The organism is Porphyromonas sp. HMSC065F10 (assembly GCF_001808555.1).
In the GTDB taxonomy this organism is placed as follows: Bacteria; Bacteroidota; Bacteroidia; order Bacteroidales; family Porphyromonadaceae; genus Porphyromonas_A.
Map to the genome: position 1 here is coordinate 59394 of NZ_KV793784.1, position 17888 is coordinate 77281.

At 55.4% G+C, this 17888-nt stretch carries 13 protein-coding genes and 1 other RNA gene; 2 read left to right on the top strand and 12 right to left on the bottom strand.

Annotation, left to right across the window (positions count from 1 at the left end):
- Window positions 1–35: 35 nt before the first annotated feature.
- The 12 genes from HMPREF2890_RS04895 to HMPREF2890_RS04950 all read right to left on the bottom strand — a co-directional run bounded on the left by HMPREF2890_RS04895 (window position 36) and on the right by HMPREF2890_RS04950 (window position 12522).
- Window positions 36–1475 carry a YihY/virulence factor BrkB family protein gene (locus HMPREF2890_RS04895; RefSeq protein WP_083289808.1) on the bottom strand — a complete coding sequence of 480 codons (1440 nt, stop codon included), beginning with the start codon at window positions 1473–1475 and terminating at the stop codon, window positions 36–38.
- 57 nt (window positions 1476–1532) lie between these two features.
- Window positions 1533–1892: RNase P RNA component class A (gene rnpB / locus HMPREF2890_RS04900), an RNA gene on the bottom strand.
- Window positions 1893–2212: 320 nt separating this feature from the next.
- A complete protein-coding gene (locus HMPREF2890_RS04905) occupies window positions 2213–3646 on the bottom strand; it encodes an MFS transporter (RefSeq protein WP_070466148.1) in 1434 nt (477 codons plus the stop codon).
- A 156-nt stretch (window positions 3647–3802) separates the two neighbouring features.
- Window positions 3803–5014, bottom strand: a complete 1212-nt coding sequence (locus HMPREF2890_RS04910) for an ABC transporter permease (RefSeq protein ID WP_070466150.1) — start codon at window positions 5012–5014, stop codon at window positions 3803–3805.
- A 14-nt stretch (window positions 5015–5028) separates the two neighbouring features.
- Window positions 5029–5430, bottom strand: a complete 402-nt coding sequence (locus HMPREF2890_RS04915; protein ID WP_070466152.1) for a ribosome-binding factor A — start codon at window positions 5428–5430, stop codon at window positions 5029–5031.
- Window positions 5431–5438: 8 nt separating this feature from the next.
- Window positions 5439–6101, bottom strand: a complete 663-nt coding sequence (locus HMPREF2890_RS04920) for an O-methyltransferase (RefSeq protein WP_083289809.1) — start codon at window positions 6099–6101, stop codon at window positions 5439–5441.
- A complete protein-coding gene (gene pyk / locus HMPREF2890_RS04925; protein WP_070466154.1) occupies window positions 6079–7554 on the bottom strand; it encodes a pyruvate kinase in 1476 nt (491 codons plus the stop codon). The genes HMPREF2890_RS04920 and pyk overlap by 23 nt, the downstream gene beginning before the upstream one ends.
- A 37-nt stretch (window positions 7555–7591) precedes the next feature.
- Window positions 7592–8023, bottom strand: a complete 432-nt coding sequence (locus HMPREF2890_RS04930) for a type II 3-dehydroquinate dehydratase (protein ID WP_070466156.1) — start codon at window positions 8021–8023, stop codon at window positions 7592–7594.
- 9 nt (window positions 8024–8032) lie between these two features.
- Window positions 8033–8947 (bottom strand): hypothetical protein, encoded by a 915-nt coding sequence (locus tag HMPREF2890_RS04935; protein ID WP_070466158.1) that lies wholly within the window; start codon window positions 8945–8947, stop codon window positions 8033–8035.
- Window positions 8948–8953: 6 nt separating this feature from the next.
- Complete coding sequence (locus tag HMPREF2890_RS04940; protein WP_070466160.1) at window positions 8954–9595, bottom strand: DUF3256 family protein; 642 nt, start codon at window positions 9593–9595, stop codon at window positions 8954–8956.
- Window positions 9596–9598: 3 nt separating this feature from the next.
- A complete protein-coding gene (locus tag HMPREF2890_RS04945; RefSeq protein WP_070466163.1) occupies window positions 9599–11059 on the bottom strand; it encodes a glycoside hydrolase family 125 protein in 1461 nt (486 codons plus the stop codon).
- 2 nt (window positions 11060–11061) lie between these two features.
- Entirely contained in the window at window positions 11062–12522 is a 1461-nt protein-coding gene (locus tag HMPREF2890_RS04950) for a PDZ domain-containing protein (RefSeq protein ID WP_070466165.1), read from the bottom strand.
- A 395-nt stretch (window positions 12523–12917) separates the two neighbouring features.
- Here HMPREF2890_RS04950 and HMPREF2890_RS04955 point away from each other — a divergent pair, with 395 nt between their 5' ends.
- Together HMPREF2890_RS04955 and secDF are read left to right on the top strand one after the other, a co-directional pair.
- Entirely contained in the window at window positions 12918–14414 is a 1497-nt protein-coding gene (locus HMPREF2890_RS04955) for a helicase HerA-like domain-containing protein (protein WP_070466167.1), read from the top strand.
- A gap of 176 nt (window positions 14415–14590) precedes the next feature.
- Entirely contained in the window at window positions 14591–17614 is a 3024-nt protein-coding gene (gene secDF, locus HMPREF2890_RS04960; protein WP_070466170.1) for a protein translocase subunit SecDF, read from the top strand.
- Window positions 17615–17888 lie beyond the last annotated feature (274 nt).

Sequence of the window (17888 nt, forward strand, 5' to 3'; positions counted from 1 at the left end):
TTCCCCGCTGCACGAGAGAGGGATAAAGAGACATCTCAGAGGGTGATCACCGGCAGATCCATCTTATCCGGATCCTCGGAGAAGCGTGCGTCCCGCACGATGAGCCACTCCTTGGCGTAGGTGTTGTAGAGGTCGATCCGGAAATTCTCCGCTCCGAGCCGATCCATGGCGGTGGTCACCTTGCGCACAGTGATCGTGCTGACATCGAGTGCTGGGAGGTAGGTGGGTCGGGAGGTCTGCTTGGGATTTGGCTGACGGATCAGCAGGCGACAGAGCACCAGCTTATCGAGCGTGTCATTGACGACGATGATCGGCAGGTGGCACTCCTTCGCCAGCTCCTCGCCATCGTACACCTCGCCCTCGTGCTTAAAGGCGAGGCAGATCTTCTTCATCAGCACCACTGCAATGAAGTCTCTGAATCGCCTCGAGATGTGCTCGCTCTCTGAGCGGAAGTAGTAGTACTCCACATTCTGTATCGAGTAGGCGAGCTGCGCACCGAAGAGCGCTATCACCCACGACATCTGGACGAAGAGGAGAAGCAACGGAACGGCAGCAAAGCTTCCGTAGATCGCATTGTACTTACTCACCCACAGCTGACCGGTAATATAGATCATCTGGAAGAGCTGGAAGACCACGCCCGACAGCGTCCCCGCCATCAGCGCAGGACCTGTGCGGACCCGAGTATTGGGCATAAACTTATACAGCGCCGTGAAGATCAGGATCCAGATCAGGTAGAGACCAAAGCCGCTGAGGAAGGAGAAGAGTGGCGATAGTGAGAGCTCGCCAAAGAGCTTGAAGCTCGAGAATGAGCGGATGAAGACGTTGACTCCGCTCGTCAGTGTGATGAGGAAGGGGAGGATCAGGAAGTAGGCGAGTGACCAGAGGATCCGTCGGCTGTAGGGGCGAGGCTCCTTGATATGCCACACCTCATTCATCACATCCTCAATATTGAGCATCAGTCGGACCACAGTGTAGAGCAAGGTACCCACTCCGATGATGATGAAGGTGTTGCTGTGGACCACATTCATATAGCTCTCAACGAAGTCAAAGGCCTGAGTCAGCTCCGTGTAGTGTCCCGGGAAGTAGTCGTAGAGCTGCCTCTGGACGGAGCTCTGCATCCCGAAGCCTGCTGCGATGCTGAGGACCACAGCCAGCATGGGGATCAGGGCAAGGAGGGTGGTGTAGGTGAGGGCAGAGGCCTTTCGCCCCAAGTTGCCATCCGTATACTCGCGGATCGTGATGACGATTACCTGGAGTACTCGGACCATCCACCGCTGACTACCGCGCAGGTCATCCTCACGGAGACGCCATATCTCATTTGAGAAAAAGCGCTTCGCCTTCTTCCCTCGGCGTGTCACGCGTGAGAAGAAGCCCTTCCGCTGCTCCTTCTCGCGTCTCGCCCGGATAGTCTGTAGTCGCTCCTCATAGCTGGGGAGGTCGTTACTCTGATGGCTGTCCCTCTGCTCGGTAGGCATATCTCTCGTGTGAGGTCGGTGATGGTATGGTGATAATAAAAAGAGTGATCCCCCTCCCTCAGGAGTGAGTGGTAAGCCGGGTTCTGTCGTCTTGGTGCTCTCACCAAGCGTCCCTGTCATTAATCTTGGGTGGCGGTTGCCCGACACCTCTATCGATCTACCCCCCGGCATCGGACGAGCAGCCCTCAGTCGCCGGTATACATGATTTTTCCCCTCACGTCTGCGTACGGCAGCCCTCGTCACCGACGGCTCGGTGAGCTCTTGCCTCACCTTTTCACCCTTACCTGCGAGCAGGCGGTCATTCTCTGTTACGCATCGAGCGCCTCACGACGCCTTCCCGTTAGGAAGCGTGATGCTCTATGTGGCCCGGACTTTCCTCCCGAGACCTAAGCCTCGAGCGACAGGGTCACTCACTCATAGGGAGTGGATCACTCTATAGTGCAAAGGTACGATTTTACCTCTTCGAGACCTTTGCATAATACCCCATCTGCGGCGTCACATTCGAGATTCGGGCTTGGTCATGTGCGTAAGCACACTCCCTTCGCCCTCACTCTCAGTCCCTTGCATCTGGGGCATTCTGCAAAGTCCCTGCCGAAAAAGCACCGCTTTTTCGGCGAAAGACCATTTTGCAAAGGTCTTTCTTCACCAGCTCTGCGAAAAGCTCTTGATCACAACGATCAAGAGGGTGTGCCGAGACATCGGCACACCCTCTTGAGACTAAACTATGTATAGGGGGATTAGTTATCCTTCTTGATATTGGGCAGCTCGAGACCGAGGTTCTTCTTCCGGTCGTAGGCCTTGAGGTAAAGGCTTAGGAGGAGCGCCAGTACTCCGAAGGAGGTGAAGATCAGCATAGCGGGGGTGTAATTGAGAGCCTGCCCTGCCACTGCACCGGGATTGGTCTCATCGAGGACACGACCGATGATCATCGGGACAGACATCAGTCCGATATTCTGGATGAAGAAGGTGGCAGAGTATGCCGAGCCGAGTACCTTGGCGTCAATCACCTTAGGCATGCTGGGCCAGAGGGCGGCAGGCACGAGTGAGAAGGAGATCCCGAGGAGCACAATGGCACCAATGGCGATCCCGAAGGAGAGCTTATCCGTTGTGAAGGGGTAGAGGGCAAAGATCCCGTGACAGACGATCATCAAGATGGACCCCAGGATCAGCATAGTGGCACCCTTGCCCTTCTTGTCGAGGTAAAGCCCCAGGAAGGGTGTGATGACCATCGCTCCGATCGGGAAGAGACTGAAGATGCTTGATGCCGTCTCTGTACTCAGACCGAGATTACTCTCGAGCATGTTGGTCGCGTATTTCTGGAAGGGGAAGATCGCAGAGTAGTAGAGCACGCAGAGTAGCGCCACGATCCAGAAGGTCTTGATGCCAAAGACCTTGCCCAGGTCCTTAAACTTAAATGGCTCCTCGTCCTCGACGATGGTGACACTCTGCTGCTTGTCCAGCTTGCGATCCAGCACGCCATATACGAGGTAGAGGAAGAGACCGATCACCAGCAGGATGAAGACAAAGAGTACCGGTGCCTGCACTGCCTGGATGCCTTGGGCGGCAGTCATATCCGGACCAAACTTCTCTACCATCGCATTGTAGATGCGAGGAGACGACTGGAAGACAGCAAAGACGCCCAGTCGGGCTACCGCCATCTCGACGCCCATAGCCATTGCCATCTCCTTCCCCTGGAACCACTTGACGATCGCTCTCGATACGGTCACACCGCCCATCTCGGTACCCATGCCGAAGATGGCAAAGCCTGCGCAGGCGAGTGCCGCAGACGGGGGGAAGTCAGCGGGGACAATGCTTGATACGAAGCCGTAGAGGAAGCCGCCGTCATGGAAGGTATTGCTCAGTGCATAGACCTTGATGCCGGCACCCAGCACCATTAGCGATCCGGAGAGGATGGCGGTGAAGCGCACGCCCATCTTGTCGAGGATGATCCCGGCAAAGATCAGGAAGAGGCAGAAGACGTTGATGAAAAACTCGCTCCCCGCATAGGTGCCGAAGACTGATGAGCTCCAGCCGAGATTTTGGTCCAACTGAGTCTTTAGGGGTGAAAGCACATCGACGAACATATATGCGAAGAGCATCGTCAGTGCGATCATAATCAGGACGCCCCACCGGACGTACCACTTGTCTCGGAGGGTCTCTCCGTGCGGCATCGTTGCTTGTGCCGTCTCTACTGTACTCATTAGAGATTTTGTTTATTGGTTGTGATAATAGTATCCTATTCCCCTCCTTCCCGTCTTGGCAAATGTAAGGAAAAAGATTTCTTCTCCACCTTATCTTCTCCGCCTTTTTAGGAAAAGCGGGCCTATTTATCCCTCTCTCTCTCTTCGGCTGAAGAGTCGGAAGGCAATCCGGCTACTGATCCAGCCCACTACGAGGATGATCGCACTCACCATAAGGAGGTCGCTCCCTCGCAGCTCCACAGGGTAGGCATCGATGAGCAGAAGGCTGGTATCTCCCCCCAGCTTGAGCCACCCCCAAGTCGCTTGACCAAGGACCAGCAAGATCCCTGTCACCAGTCCGATGACGAGACCGCTTAGGGTCAGTAGGTAGCTCTCTATATGCAGGATGCTGTCGATGGTACTCGGTGTTGCCCCAAGGGAGAGGAGCACCTGTGTGTCGTCACGCTTCTCCACAATCAGCAGTCCAAGGGTGGAGATGACACTGAATAGACAGAGGATGAGGACGAAGACGAGCATGAGGAAGGTGATCCACTTCTCAATCTCCAGTACGCGGTAAGCCTGGGGATTCTGTTCATAAATGTCCAGGACCCTGTACCCCGGGCCGAGTGCCGAGGTGAGCTCACGATCGTCTATGTGATCTGTGGCGAGGTAGGTGACTACGTCCTTGTCATACATAAGCAACTCCCTCAGCAGTGCGATCGGCATGTAAACCGCTTGCTCGTCTGCCTCCTCATCATCGACCTGGAAGACCCCGCCCACATAGAGGTCTCGTGTGACAAAGCTCCTCTGAGGGAGGATGGTCGACATCCGACCCAGTCGCCTCGGCAGCACGATGGTCAGGGGTGTCTGATAGCCCACACCGGCACCCAGCCGTGCTGCCACACCGACGCCGAGTACCGCAGAGGGATAGTCCTCATCTCCTGTGTCAAAGTCTCCTCCCACCAAGTGGTCGGCTATCGGGACCACCTGCTGATAGTTGCTGTCGATACCGATAAGGGTCACCGGCATCGCATTGTCCCCGCACTTGGCAAGCGCCTGTGTCGTCAGGACCGGTGCTGCTGTCACTCCGGGAGGCAGGGTGACGGCTGAGGCAGAGTAGTCCTGCCCGGCATCGCTACGGATCTCGGTGGTGGGGCAGAGGGTGGCAAATTGATCCGTCGTGAAGCGCTCAAATCCATTGAAGACCGAGAGTGCCACCACCATCACCATCGTCACGATGGCAATAGCCGTCACAGCGACGATGGCAATCACATGGATCGCCTGCGTACTCTTGCGTGAAAAGAAGTACCTCCACGCGATGAAGAGTGCCGTGCTGAGACTTCTTGATCCGGATCCCATGAGCCGCCCCTCCCTTACTCGTCGTCTAAGCTGGAGATCCACCCCTCCGACTCCTCGTCTCTCGTGTAGTCGTGAGTGGGATTGGCGTCCAGCAGTTCATCTATCTTGCGGGCGTACTCCTCTGACCGGTCGAGGTAGAAGTAGAGCTCCGGTATCACCCTCATGCGGCTGGCAAGGCTGTTGCCGAGGTCATACCTTATGGTTGATGTATTGGCCTGAAGGGTCTTGAGGATCTCGGGTCCCTTGGCATCAGGGAAGATACTCAGGTAGCAGCGTGCAGAGCTGAGGTCGGGAGCCAGCCGTACCTCCGTGACGCTGATGATCACGCCACGCGTCAGCCTCGTATCTGCGAGGAGGAGTTCGCTTAGCTCCTTCTGGATCATCCGTGCTGTGCGTGCGGTTCGTATCGGATTCATATCGGTATTTATTTCTTGTAGATAAGTGTAAGACCATCTCGGAGAGGGAGCAGGACCTTCTCCACGGAGGCGTCCTCTGCGATTAGGTCGTTGAAGGAGCGGAGCGACTCTGTCTGCGGGTCGTGACAGTCGCTCAGTGCCACCTTGCCACCCCAGAGGGTGTTGTCAGCGATGAGGAGAGCTCCCGATCTCATCGCCGGGACGATGAGGTGGTAGTAGTCGGGGTAGCCCCGCTTGTCTGCGTCCAGGTAGATCAGGTCGTACGCTGAGAGGTCCATCGTGGTGAGCAGTTCTTTCGCATCGCCTATGAGGCTGGTCACCTTCTCGTGAATGTCCGTCTCGCTGAGACTGGCTCTAATCACAGGCTCCATCTCATCGTTGACATCGATGGTGGTGAGGTGTCCCCCATCGGGTAGACCCTCAGCGAGGCAATGGGTGGAGTAGGCAGCGTAGGTCCCCAGCTCCAGCACCTTACTTGCACCTGTGATCCGGACCAGCATCTTGAGGAAGCGCCCCTGCAGGTGCCCGCAATTCATGCGGGGATACATCAGTCGCTCGTCAGCCTCCCGTGTAAGCCGAGTGAGGATCGCCGGCTCCTTGTCGGTATGGTGCTCAGCGTACTCGGCGATGGCCAGCTCTCTCAGATGCTCACTTACTGAAGCTATCGGCATGGAAGTCTATAAAGTCCTTCATCCGGTACATCTCCAGTGTATTGGTCCCTATGTGAGGATTGAGCATCCCGCCGCAATAGACGATGGTGTCATCGGTGGAGATCGTCTCTTGGTCAAGGAGGTACTTGATCCCTCTCAGGAGGTAGTGTCGGTTGTCCTCGCCATGGGCCTTGTCTTTCTCTAAATAGATGGCTGTGACACCATAGGAGAGGGAGAGCTGACGGGCAACGGCCTTATGGGAGCATAGCGCTAATATGGGGCGATCTCCACGGTAGGAGGAGAGGGTACGTGCGGTCCGTCCGGAGTAGGCATCGCTGATGATGGCGCTCACCTCGGGGAAGAGGGAGAGCGAGTCGACTGCACACTTGGAGAGGAAGCGGGTCAGGTCCGGGCCCTGCTCCCGTGGGCAGGTCAGCTCGGAGAAGAAGTGCGTCGGAGGGAGCTGCTCTGCAGCACGTATGATCTTCGTCATCGTCCGTACAGCCTCCACTGGGTACTTCCCGTTGGCGGTCTCACCGCTGAGCATCACAGCATCCGTATTCATCATGATCGCACTGGAGACGTCACTCACCTCGGCGCGCGTGGGGCGGGGGTTTTGGATCATTGTGTGGAGCATCTGCGTGGCTACGATGACCGGCTTATTCTGATCGATGCACATCTGTATGATCGTCCTCTGGATCGTCGGGATATTCTCCAGATCCACCTCTATGCCGAGGTCACCGCGAGCGATCATGATGCCGTAGGAGGCCTGTATGATCTCGTCGATATTGTCCACGCCCTCCTGGTTCTCTATCTTGGAGATGATCTTAATATCACTATGTCCGCTGTCGAGGATCTTCTGTATCTCATCGACATCCTTCCGTGACCGGACGAAGGAGTGAGCTATGAAGTCAACGTCGTTAGCCATAGAGAAGAGGATAGAGTCTCTATCTCTCTCAGTGACAGCGGGTAGGTCGATGCTGACATTGGGTACATTGACGCTCTTATGGGAGCCTATAGTCCCGTCATTGAGCACCGTGCAGTAGAGGGTTGTCTCGTCCTTGCGGATTACCCTCAGGCCAAGGAGCCCGTCGTCGAAGAGGACAGCTGCTCCCTCCGGTACATCGTGGATGAAGCCGGGGTAATTCACATTAATCACCTCCCGGGTGCAGGGTGCTGTCGGGTCCGCCTGGATCTGTATCTGCTGGTCTGTCTCCAGCTCAATCGGTGCTCCGTCGGCGGTAGCTGTTGTCCGGACCTCAGGTCCCTTGGTGTCCATCATAATGGCGACGCTGTCGCTGACAGCGCGGACGTTGTGGATCACTCGCTCAAATCCCTCATGAGTCATATGGGCTGAGTTCATCCTGACGACGTTAACGCCGGCGTCAAAGATTTGTCTCAGAAACTCTTGGTCGCAATGCAGGTCTGACACTGTAGCGACGATCTTAGTAGACTTTAGATACTCCTTTACCACGATACTTACTTTTTGCTATAGGTTGATTACTTATCTCTTATCCACGTCTGGCACAGAGGTTGGCAAGGGCAAGGCGATATCCGTCCAGCCCGAGGCCTATGATTGCCCCCTCGCAGACAGGCGTGAGCACATCCCTCTCTCGGAAGTCCTCACGTGCATGTGTATTGGTTATGTGAACCTCTATCAGCGGCGCCTCCACCATCCGTAGCGCATCGGCTATGGCATAGGAGTAGTGGGAAAAAGCGCCCGCATTGATGATCACGCCGAAGGCATGCCGCACCTCGTCCTGCTGCAGGTAGTCGATCAGGTCTCCCTCGTGATTGGACTGGAAGTAAATGATATCCACAGAGGGGAAGAGCTCCCTCAGCCTCTCTAAGTAGTCCTCAAAGGCGGTCGCTCCATAGAGCTCGGGCTCGCGGGCTCCGAGCCTATTGAGATTAGGTCCATTGATGATATGTACGGTACGCATAGCTGTCGCTTAGTTGCCGAGTGAGAAGCTGTATCTGCCTATCTTGTACCCGTCGGCAAAGATCTCCGCCACGTAGCTCCCCTCCGGTAGATACTCCTGTATGTCCCAGTAGAGACTCACCTGAGTCGGCTCACCGCTATACTCGATCTGACGTGAGACAGAGTAGGGTACCTTACCGCTCTCGAAGGGCATCGTGCCGCTCTCCCCGGGCTGCTGCATCAGAGAGCCATCGGGCTTGCTGAGCCGGACGTAGATCGTCTTCATCCCCGGCTCCGCAGTGACGTTGCGGTCGACCTGGAAATTGATCTGCAGCTGCTTCATGCTCTTGATCCGCTTTGTGTCGCGCCCTCTGTTATTAAGTCCTACCGTGTGAAAGTTACTCACTGAGAGCTTAGCTGCGAGCTGTACCTTCTCCGTGAGGTCTGACTTCTCTTCCTGTAGCTGTCTCTGGCGGGAAGTGACACGGCTGATCTCCTCGCGCTGAGCCTTGTTTTCTGTCCTAAGGGCTTCGTTGGCTCTATTGAGCGAGTCTATCTGGATGACATAGCTCTTGAGGATCTTGCGTAGGGTGTCGAGCTCGCGGCGGAGGCGACTGATCTCAGCTGCATCGGTGCTCTTGACCTGCTTCAGCTCCTCCATTAGTCGCTGCACCTTAGCCTGCTCTTGCTCCAGTCGCTTCGCTATGGAGTCATTGCTGATCTCAAAGCTAAATTCCTCATACTGCATATTCAGCTCATCAAACTGGTCCTGCAGCATCTGCTTATCCAGTGCTGACAGCTCCCTCATATCGTTAATTGTCCGTTGCTGTTGCACTAAGTAGTACCCTCCTCCGGCCAGCAGGAGCAGCAGTAGGCTGATCCCGACAATGAGGAGTGCCTTACGCTTACGTTGCTTATCCTCTTGCTCTGTCCTTTCTTGATCCATCTCGGGTTATTTCTTTACCACGATATCAAAGTGATTTTCCCTCCACTTCATCGACACCGGCTGTAGCTTCTTATACATCTCCGGGTATAGGGATTGGCTTGTCTCCTCATCAAGGTTGGTGATCCTCACGGTAAGCAGCTGCGGCTCCATCGGGTCCATCGTGGCCCTCCAGTGGAGGTGTCCCAGCTCTGCAAGAGAGCGCTTGATGCGCGTACTTAGCGGTCCTGTGATGAAGTGCTCCGGTGAGGGTAGGGTAAAAGGGATCTCCTGCAGCCGGTTCCAGTCGGCATCAAATAGCGTAACCACCGACTGAGCCGGTACTATGGTGCTGGTGGCGATGAGACAGATGTAGTAGCTCTTCCCATGTGGCAAGAGTCCCACCTCCAGCTCCGTTAGTCGGTCGAGTGAGAGCCTTAGACCTTGCTCGCTTCGGCTCATCACACTCATCTCCCCGCCAAAGCGATTGACCACCGAAACGCCCTCCGGACTCTCCAGGAGCTCGGCACGAAGGGTGCTGTCGGGCAGTAGGGGGATTAGTTCATCCGGCATCCGGCGGAAGACCTCGTCTACCGACTGAGCCTGCAGTCCTACCGCGAGGGAGATATGGGCGAGGAGACCAAGTAGTGTAAGAAAAGTATATCGACGCATCGGTCAGAGGCTATTGAGTAGGTCCAGCTTTCCCCGCTCGATCAGTGTCAGCACCAGCTCACCGAAGAGGGTATTCTGCCACGCAAACCAGCTGCGAGTGTACTTCGTCGGGTCGTCCTTGTGAAACGACTCGTGCATCAGCCCCGTGTCGGCGTCGGTTGCGAGGAGCTGCTTCATACAAGCGCGGATCTCCTCATCATCGGTGGAGGTGAAGGCGCGCATCATAATGCTCATCGGCCACACCATATCGTATCCCACGTGGGGTCCGCCAATCCCCTCTCCGGCACTGCCACGGAAGAAGTATGGGTTACTCTCGCTCCAGACCAAGCGCCTTGTATTCTGATAGATCGGATCATCGAGTGCTACGTCTCCCAGGTAGCCCATGGCGAGAAGGCTCGGGACATTGGCATCGTCCATGAGGCTGACATTCCCATATCCGTCCACCTCATAAGCATACACTTGACCATAGATCGGGTGCGAGACCACAGCATACTTTGCGAGTGCCTGCTCCACCTCGTCAGCCAGCTCCTCCAGCCCGGTCGCCAGTGCCTCATCGGCATAGCCCTTCCTAACCATCTCAGCAGCCTTACGGCATGAGGTGACGGCAAAGAAATTGGAAGGGATGAGGAATTGGTAGTGTGTCGCATCGTCTGAGGGGCGGAATGAGGAGACGATCAGTCCCACGGGATTCACCGGCTCACCCCACCCCTGACATGACTTAGAGTCTGTACTCCGCTCCGTCTGGCGCATAAAGGAGTAGGGCCCTCTATTCTCCTTGCGTTGCTGCTCGCATAGAGTCTGCAGCACGAGGCGCATCGCCCTGTGGAAGTCCTCGTCGAGGATCGAGCTGTCGCCTGTCGCTGCCATATAGGCGTAGGCCAGTCGTATCGGATAGCAGAGCGAGTCGATCTCCCACTTCCTCTCATGCACCCCCGGGCGCATCTCTGTCATGTCGGTCGCCCAGTAGGTGGTCAGGTCCCCATCGAGGAAGGCGTTGGCATACGGGTCGAGGCATATCTGCTTCATCTGACGGAGGATCACCCCTCTGAGCATCTCCGCAAGTAGCGGATCCTCGTCAGCGAGAGCTATATAGGGGTAGACCTGTGCGCCCGAGTCTCGCAACCACATCGCTGCTATATCTCCTGTGTAGACAAAGGTGTCCGGTCGTCCCTCCTCATCGTGCCGGAAGTGGACCGTCGTGTCGAGGGTGTTGGGGAAGCAATTCCCAAACATCCAGCGCAGCTTGGGATTGGTCAGCTTACTCTGCACCTCACGGATCATGCGCTCGACCGCATCGGAGCGGAAGAGACGATCCTCCATCGGTGGGCGCTTGCAGACGTACCGGGTGGCATCCTGCTGTATAGTCTCTGCGATCGGCTTGTAGTCGTAGACACTCTCTTGGGCCCTCACTACCTGAGCGGAGCAGAGTAGGGCAAGCGCGGAGAGGAGTAATGGGTGTTTCATGATCACTTCAGCTCTATGTAGTCCTTGTTGATTAGGTGAGGCTCGACCATAATCACCTGTGGTGCACCGTCACGGATCACCTCAAAGATCACCTTCGTCACTCCGTTATCGGATGCGGCGGCCTTCGCCCCCGCTGATACGATGTAGGGATTGTGGGCAAAGAGGTAGCTGAAAGCCCCCAGGTAAGCCTCTTTATCCAGCTCACTCGCCACCACATCGTATGACTGAGGGTCCCAGTACATACACTGGCGGAAGCCGTTATCATCGGGGTAGACAGTTGACTTGGCGCGGTACTTCCACGTCTTACGGAGGAAGGTCTTGTAGACCGAGCTCATCTTGTCTACCGAGCTCACCAGAGCGCGACCGTTGATTGACTTGATCCGATCTCCCACCCTCAGTCCGGCAGTCTCTGCGGGGCTGCCGGGTGTGATGTGACGAATGACCTGCAGGTCGTTCATATCGTATCCCACACCGGTCAGTAAGTACTGATCACGGTGCAGGACGAAGGTCGGATTCATCACATAGCGGACGAAGGGGTAATTGGCCAGCATGAGGTAGCAGAAGTTGGCCACATAACGATCGGGGTCGTACTCCTTATTGAGCAGTTCGCGAGCAGTCACGCTCCACACCTTAGTGTTGTCCTCACTGTCGATCAGCTCGATGTCCACTGTCATCCGATACTTACCGGAGAAGTTGGGAGTATTGATGCTCAGGAATGGATAATGGTCTACCTCGTAGCGACCATCCTTACGGGTTACCAGATAATTTTTAAATCCCGGATCCAAGTTCGCCTCGCTTCCGGGGCGGAAGTTCGGATTGCTCTCAATGGTGGGCTTGTAGACGATGCTCAGCTGACCACCGGTGGGCAGCTCCCTCAGTCCCTTACCTACCAGCTCTTTTGCGAGGGCACGAGCGCCGGGCTTCGTCCCGATCTCCTTGTCTGCAAAGGAGAATGTGCTGTACTTGATGAAGTCACGCTTTGTGGGAAGGGTGTAGATAAAGGGCATAGTGAAGCGTCGTGTGGTGACATCCTCAAGACTATACATGCTGAAGGCCTGTGCCAGAAGTTCCTCAGTCAGGATCCCTGAGGGGAGGCACTCCTTCCGCAGCGCCACGTCCCACGATGATGTGCCGGGACGGCGCATCTTCAGTGACACCTGGTCGTGAGAGGGGTCGAGGATCATCGCAGTGATAGACTCCTCTGAGAGCTTCTGGGTGTCGCGTCCCTCGATCTGGAGGATTACATCGCCCGGGCGGATGCCGGCTTTGTCGGCCGGGCTTCCGGGGATCACCTCCACGACCACGGCATGAGAGTCGCCCCAGCTCTCTTGGTAGCTGATCTGGTACAGTAATCCTACGTCGCAGCGGATGCCCGACTCACCCACTTTCTGCCCATACGACAGCGATGCTCCGACCACGAGGGCCATACATAGGAGCCACATCTTCTGACACACTCCATTCATATCATTCAGGATCTATCTGGTGCATAATTGCATTCTATATACAATACAAAGGTAGATATTTTTCTACTCATCCTCTCGGATCCTATTAAGTATGACTATCTCGCATTTTGATGTGCTAGGTGGGGGTGACTTTGCTGTGATGCGCATAAGCTGTGGTGTCCCATGCCCGATGGATGTGGTGCTCGATCTAATACCGATATTAGAGAATTCTTTTATCGGTATTAGACTTCACTAATATCGGTATTAGAGATTTCCATAAGGAGTGGGCTGCTTGGGTAGAGGTGATGCACGAGTGCCGGAGTCTTTTGATCGCAGATAAATTGATAGATTTGTGGAGAGATGACTTGTTAAGGGGTGCTGGGGGAGTAGCCCGCTGTGTATCTGTAGTACTACATATGCTTACTAATAATGGAGTCCCCTACGTGGGGTGGACGGGAGAGCGCTTTGTCAGCTTCCTGCCTGAGAAGATGAATCGTCACGGACTGATCGCCGGTGCGACCGGTACCGGAAAGACAGTCACCTGCCAGATGCTGGCGGAGATATTTAGCGACCTTGGCAGCTCGGTCTTTCTCGTGGATGCGAAGGGAGACCTGACCGGTATGGGGCAGCGGGGTGGTAATAAGTCTTCCGTCACCAAGCGGGTGGACCAGTATGGTCTGCGGAGCGAGGGGTATGAGGAGAAGGGCTATCCGGTTCGCCTCTGGGATCCCTTCGGTGAGCAGGGTACTCCTATGCGGATGACCATCTCCGGCATAGGACCGATGCTCCTGGAGCGGATCCTTGAGCTGAATGACGTGCAGAGTGGCCTGCTGGAGATCGCCTTCCGGGTGGCGGATGATAATGGCCTCCTCCTCTACGACCTAAAGGACCTCCAGGCGATGCTACGCTATCTCTCAGAGCATCGTAAGGAGATATCCGCCACCTATGGCAACGTCTCCACCGCCTCTGTCGGTGCGATCCAGCGCTCTCTCCTCAGGCTGGAGCGTCAGGGTGGGGATAGGATATTTGGCATGCCGGACTTTGACCCCAAGGATCTGCTCACCGCAGAGGGCGGGCAGGGGGTGATCAATATCCTGGAGGCGAAGGAGCTGATGAAGTCACCTCGTCTCTACAGCAGTCTACTTGTGTGGCTGCTGAGCTCCTTCTACGACAACCTCCCGGAGGTCGGTGATCCCGATCACCCGGCGTTGGTCTTCTTCTTTGATGAGGCACATCTGCTCTTTGACGACATCAATAAGCCATTGCTGGAGAAGCTGACACAGGTGATCAAGCTGATCCGCTCCAAGGGGGTGGGGATCTACTTCATCTCCCAGTCGCCCTCCGACATCCCCGATGAGGTGCTGGGTCAGCTGGGGAATAAGGTGGTGCATGCCCTGAGGGCTTACACGCCGTCCGATATGAAGCGAGTGAAAGCGGCAGCGGACACCTTTCGTCCCAATCCTGCCCTCGATATGACGGAGACGATACAGGGACTTGGCACCGGAGAGGCTGTCGTGAGCTTCCTGGATGACCATGGGGCACCAAGTATCTCGGAGAGGGTGAGCGTGCTACCACCGCAGTCCTACATCGGTCCCCTGACAGATGAGGAGCGAGAGACGCTTATCCGACAGTCGCCTCTGGAGCGTGTCTACCGCGAGAGCGTCGACCCGAGAAGTGCTTACGAGGATCTGGCAGATCGGGAGGAGCAAGGTCGCCTGGAGGAGCAGCAGAGGGCGGAAGCCGAGAGACGCGCCAAGGAAACTAAGGCGAGCGCAAAGTCTCAGCAGGACGACTTCTCTGATCTGCTTGGTGGAATACTCAAGTCGGCTACCCGAGCTATGGGATCAAGTGCCGGGAGAGAGATCACGAGGTCCATCCTTGGCACTCTCTTAGGCGGTAAGCGACGACGCTAAGGACGGTCTATCCTCTTAAAACAAATCTTACTTTGGTTGAGTAGAGTGCAAATTGGCATAAAATCAGTACATTTGCCAACCGTAAAAGTACCCTGCTCCCACCGTATAGGATGAAGGAGGGGACTGCAAGTGAATGACAAAGAAATCAATAATCACTACATACTTATAAGAGACTGATGCAGAATAAAGGCTTAGTAAGGTGGACAACCATCCTCTTAGTACTGATCAGTGCGTACTACCTCTCCTTTACGGTAGTGGCATCGATCTATGAGGGTAAGGCTAAGGAGTATGCTGCAGGCGATGTGAATAAAGAGATCGCCTACCTTGACTCTATGGCTCCTCAGAAGGTTTGGCTTGGATCCACTCTCAAATCGGTTCGTGAGAATCAGATCGGACTGGGACTCGACCTCAAGGGCGGTATGAATGTCGTCCTGGAGCTCAACGTGGCTGATGTGCTGGATAACCTCTCCGGTCACAGCCAGGATCCCACATATCGTCAGGCGCTGACCAATGCCATCGCAAGGCAAGACCAGACGCAGAAGGACTTTGTCTCCCTCTTTGTCGATGAATTCCACAAGCTTGACCCCAACGCTCGTCTGGCTGCCGTCTTTGGCACCCTGAGCAATAAGGAGAGTATCAATACCAATAGTAGCGATGACGAGGTGGTCTCCTTCCTCCGTCGCTCAGTCAATGATGCGATTGACAGCTCACACAAGGTGCTGCGCAATCGTATTGACCAATTTGGTGTCGTAGCGCCGAATATCCAGAAGCTCGAGGGAAGCAACCGCATCCTCGTGGAGCTGCCGGGTATCACTGAGCCGAAGCGTGTGCGCAAGCTGCTCCAAGGCAGTGCTAATCTTGAGTTCTGGGAGTGCTACCTCGGCTCTGAGGTGGGAGACTATCTCGTCGCTGCCGATCAGGTATTGGCTCGTCTCCACTCCAACTCTGAGCGTACTGCTGCAGCGGAGGTGACTGAGACTGCTGAGGAGACCTCTGGAGAGGTTGCCGACGCTGTCGAGGCTGCCGCTGACAGTGCCAAGAGTGCTGCCAAGGCCCTGGCACAGAAGATCGCTGCCGGTGCCGACTCAACCGCAGTGGCTGAGACTGCTGAGGCGCAGACAGCAGCATCTAAGGATAATCCTCTGCTCTCTCGCCTGCAGCTCTCTCGCGGCAGCTCCGCTGCCGTGGTCGCTGTGGCCCGTAAGGCTGATCGTGCCGCCATTGACTCTATGCTGAGCCTGCCACAGGTGAAGGATGTGCTGCCACGTGACCTGGTCCTCCGCTGGGGCTCCAAGGAGCTGAGCGAGGGGAGCAACGTCTTCGAGCTGTTTGCTCTCAAGGGCTCTCGCCGGGGCAATGAGCCGGCTCTCGCCGGTGACGTGGTCACCAGTGCTAAGAGTGAGATCAATCAGCAGCAGGGACGTCAGGATCCGGGTGTCTCTATGACTATGAATCCTGAGGGTACCAAGGAGTGGGCTCGCCTGACGAAGGAGAATGTCGGCCGCCCTATTGCCATCGTCCTCGATGATGTGGTCTACTCTGCACCTAATGTCATCAATGAGATCCCCAATGGTACCTCACAGATCACCGGACACTTCACTGTAGATGAGGCGACCGACCTTGCCAATACCCTTAAGTCGGGTAAGATGGCTGCCTCTGTACGTATCGTGCAGGAGGATGTCGTGGGACCGTCTCTCGGTGCTGCAGCTATCAAGGCAGGAGTGATCTCCTTCCTTGTAGCCCTTGTGTTGCTGATGATCTATATGTGTCTCATCTACGGCCTCGTCCCGGGTATCGTCGTCGATCTGGCGCTTTTGGTCAATCTCTTCCTCACTCTCGGTATCCTTGCCTCTATCCATGCTGTCCTGACCCTGCCCGGTATTGCAGGTATGGTGCTCACGCTGGGTATGGCTGTGGACGCCAACGTGCTCGTCTTTGAGCGTATCAAGGAGGAGCTTAAGAAGGGTAAGACAATGCTGAAGTCGATCCAGGAGGGGTATGGTAATGCCTTCTCTGCGATCATCGACTCCAATGTCACCACGATCATGACCGGTCTGATCCTTTACTTCTTTGGTTCAGGTGCGATCCGTGGCTTTGCTACCACGCTGATCATCGGTCTGCTCATCTCTCTCCTCACCGCTGTCTTCATGACCCGTGTCATCTTTGAGACCCGGGCAGAGAAGGGCAAGATGAATGGGGTCACCTTTGAAACTCCCATTTCTCGCCACTTCCTCGAGAATACCCATATCGACTTCATCGGTCTCCGCAAGGTCGGTCTTACCGTTGCCGTTGCGATCCTTGCGATCGGTGGCGTGATGATGACCACGATCGGCATTCCGAGAGGTATTGACTTTACGGGTGGTCGTAATTATGTGGTGAAGTTTGATCACAACGTGACGCCTGCCGAGATCTCCTCTCTCGTGAGCCCCGCTCTTGATGGCCACGTCAGTGTGATCCGCATCACTTCAGAGGATCAGGTACGTATCTCGACCAACTACAAGGTGGAGACCAACACCCCCGAGGTGGATAAGGAGATCGAGACCAAGCTCTATGAGAGCCTGCAGTCACAGCTGCCCCAGGGCACGACCCAGGACCAGTTTGTCGAGCAGAATATCCAGAGCTCGCAGAAGGTGGGTGCCAGTGTCGCTGATGACATCAAGACCGGTGCCACCATCGCTGTGATCCTCTCCCTGATCGTGATGGGTATCTACATCCTGATCCGCTTCAAGGACTACGCTTTCTCTGTAGGTGCCTTCGCATCGGTGACCTTCAATACCTGTGTGATCATCGCCTTCTATGCGATCCTCTGGAAGATCATGCCCTTCACCATGGAGATCGATATGAACTTTATCGCTGCCGTGCTGGCGATCATCGGTTACTCGATCAATGATACCATCGTCGTCTTTGACCGTATCCGTGAGGAGCTGAAGTATCACCCCGATATGGAGCGTAAGGAGCTCTTCAATCGCTCACTCAATATCACCCTTACTCGTACGATCAATACCAGCACGAGTACCCTGCTGGTGGTGCTGATGATCTTCTTCTTCGGAGGTGCCAGTATGAGGAGCTTTACCTTCGCTATCATCCTCGGTATCGTCTTCGGTACACTGAGTACCCTCTTTGTGGCCTCTCCGATCGCCTGGATGATCAATAACCATAATCACAAGAAGTCTCAGCAGAAGCTTGCCGCTCGCCGGTAATCCTTTACACTGAGTGTTGTCTGAGTCCGACCTGCCGAATACTCGGTGGGTCGGACTTTTTTTGCCATTCTCCTATATGTATTAGGGTGTCGCAGTGAGAGCTCCTGAGATACCAGCCGCACGAGGGGCTATTATCTCGCCGAGTCCTCTAATGGTCTCCTCACTGATGCGTTCATCAAGATCAGACCGGACGGGGCTTTATCACACCTCATCAGATGGTATGTTTTATGGGAAAATAGTATATCTTTGTCTACACAGACAACCAATAGATATC

Excerpts from the sequence above, each read along its gene's own strand:
- HMPREF2890_RS04920 (WP_083289809.1), bottom strand. The coding sequence starts at position 6,101 with ATGCCGATAGCTTCAGTAAGTGAGCATCTGAGAGAGCTGGCCATCGCC.
- HMPREF2890_RS04895 (WP_083289808.1), bottom strand. The coding sequence starts at position 1,475 with ATGCCTACCGAGCAGAGGGACAGCCATCAGAGTAACGACCTCCCCAGC.
- HMPREF2890_RS04905 (WP_070466148.1), bottom strand. The coding sequence starts at position 3,646 with ATGCCGCACGGAGAGACCCTCCGAGACAAGTGGTACGTCCGGTGGGGC.
- HMPREF2890_RS04955 (WP_070466167.1), top strand. The coding sequence starts at position 12,918 with ATGCTTACTAATAATGGAGTCCCCTACGTGGGGTGGACGGGAGAGCGC.
- HMPREF2890_RS04910 (WP_070466150.1), bottom strand. The coding sequence starts at position 5,014 with ATGGGATCCGGATCAAGAAGTCTCAGCACGGCACTCTTCATCGCGTGG.
- secDF (WP_070466170.1), top strand. The coding sequence starts at position 14,591 with ATGCAGAATAAAGGCTTAGTAAGGTGGACAACCATCCTCTTAGTACTG.
- HMPREF2890_RS04915 (WP_070466152.1), bottom strand. The coding sequence starts at position 5,430 with ATGAATCCGATACGAACCGCACGCACAGCACGGATGATCCAGAAGGAG.
- HMPREF2890_RS04940 (WP_070466160.1), bottom strand. The coding sequence starts at position 9,595 with ATGCGTCGATATACTTTTCTTACACTACTTGGTCTCCTCGCCCATATC.
- HMPREF2890_RS04950 (WP_070466165.1), bottom strand. The coding sequence starts at position 12,522 with ATGAATGGAGTGTGTCAGAAGATGTGGCTCCTATGTATGGCCCTCGTG.
- HMPREF2890_RS04935 (WP_070466158.1), bottom strand. The coding sequence starts at position 8,947 with ATGGATCAAGAAAGGACAGAGCAAGAGGATAAGCAACGTAAGCGTAAG.
- HMPREF2890_RS04930 (WP_070466156.1), bottom strand. The coding sequence starts at position 8,023 with ATGCGTACCGTACATATCATCAATGGACCTAATCTCAATAGGCTCGGA.
- HMPREF2890_RS04945 (WP_070466163.1), bottom strand. The coding sequence starts at position 11,059 with ATGAAACACCCATTACTCCTCTCCGCGCTTGCCCTACTCTGCTCCGCT.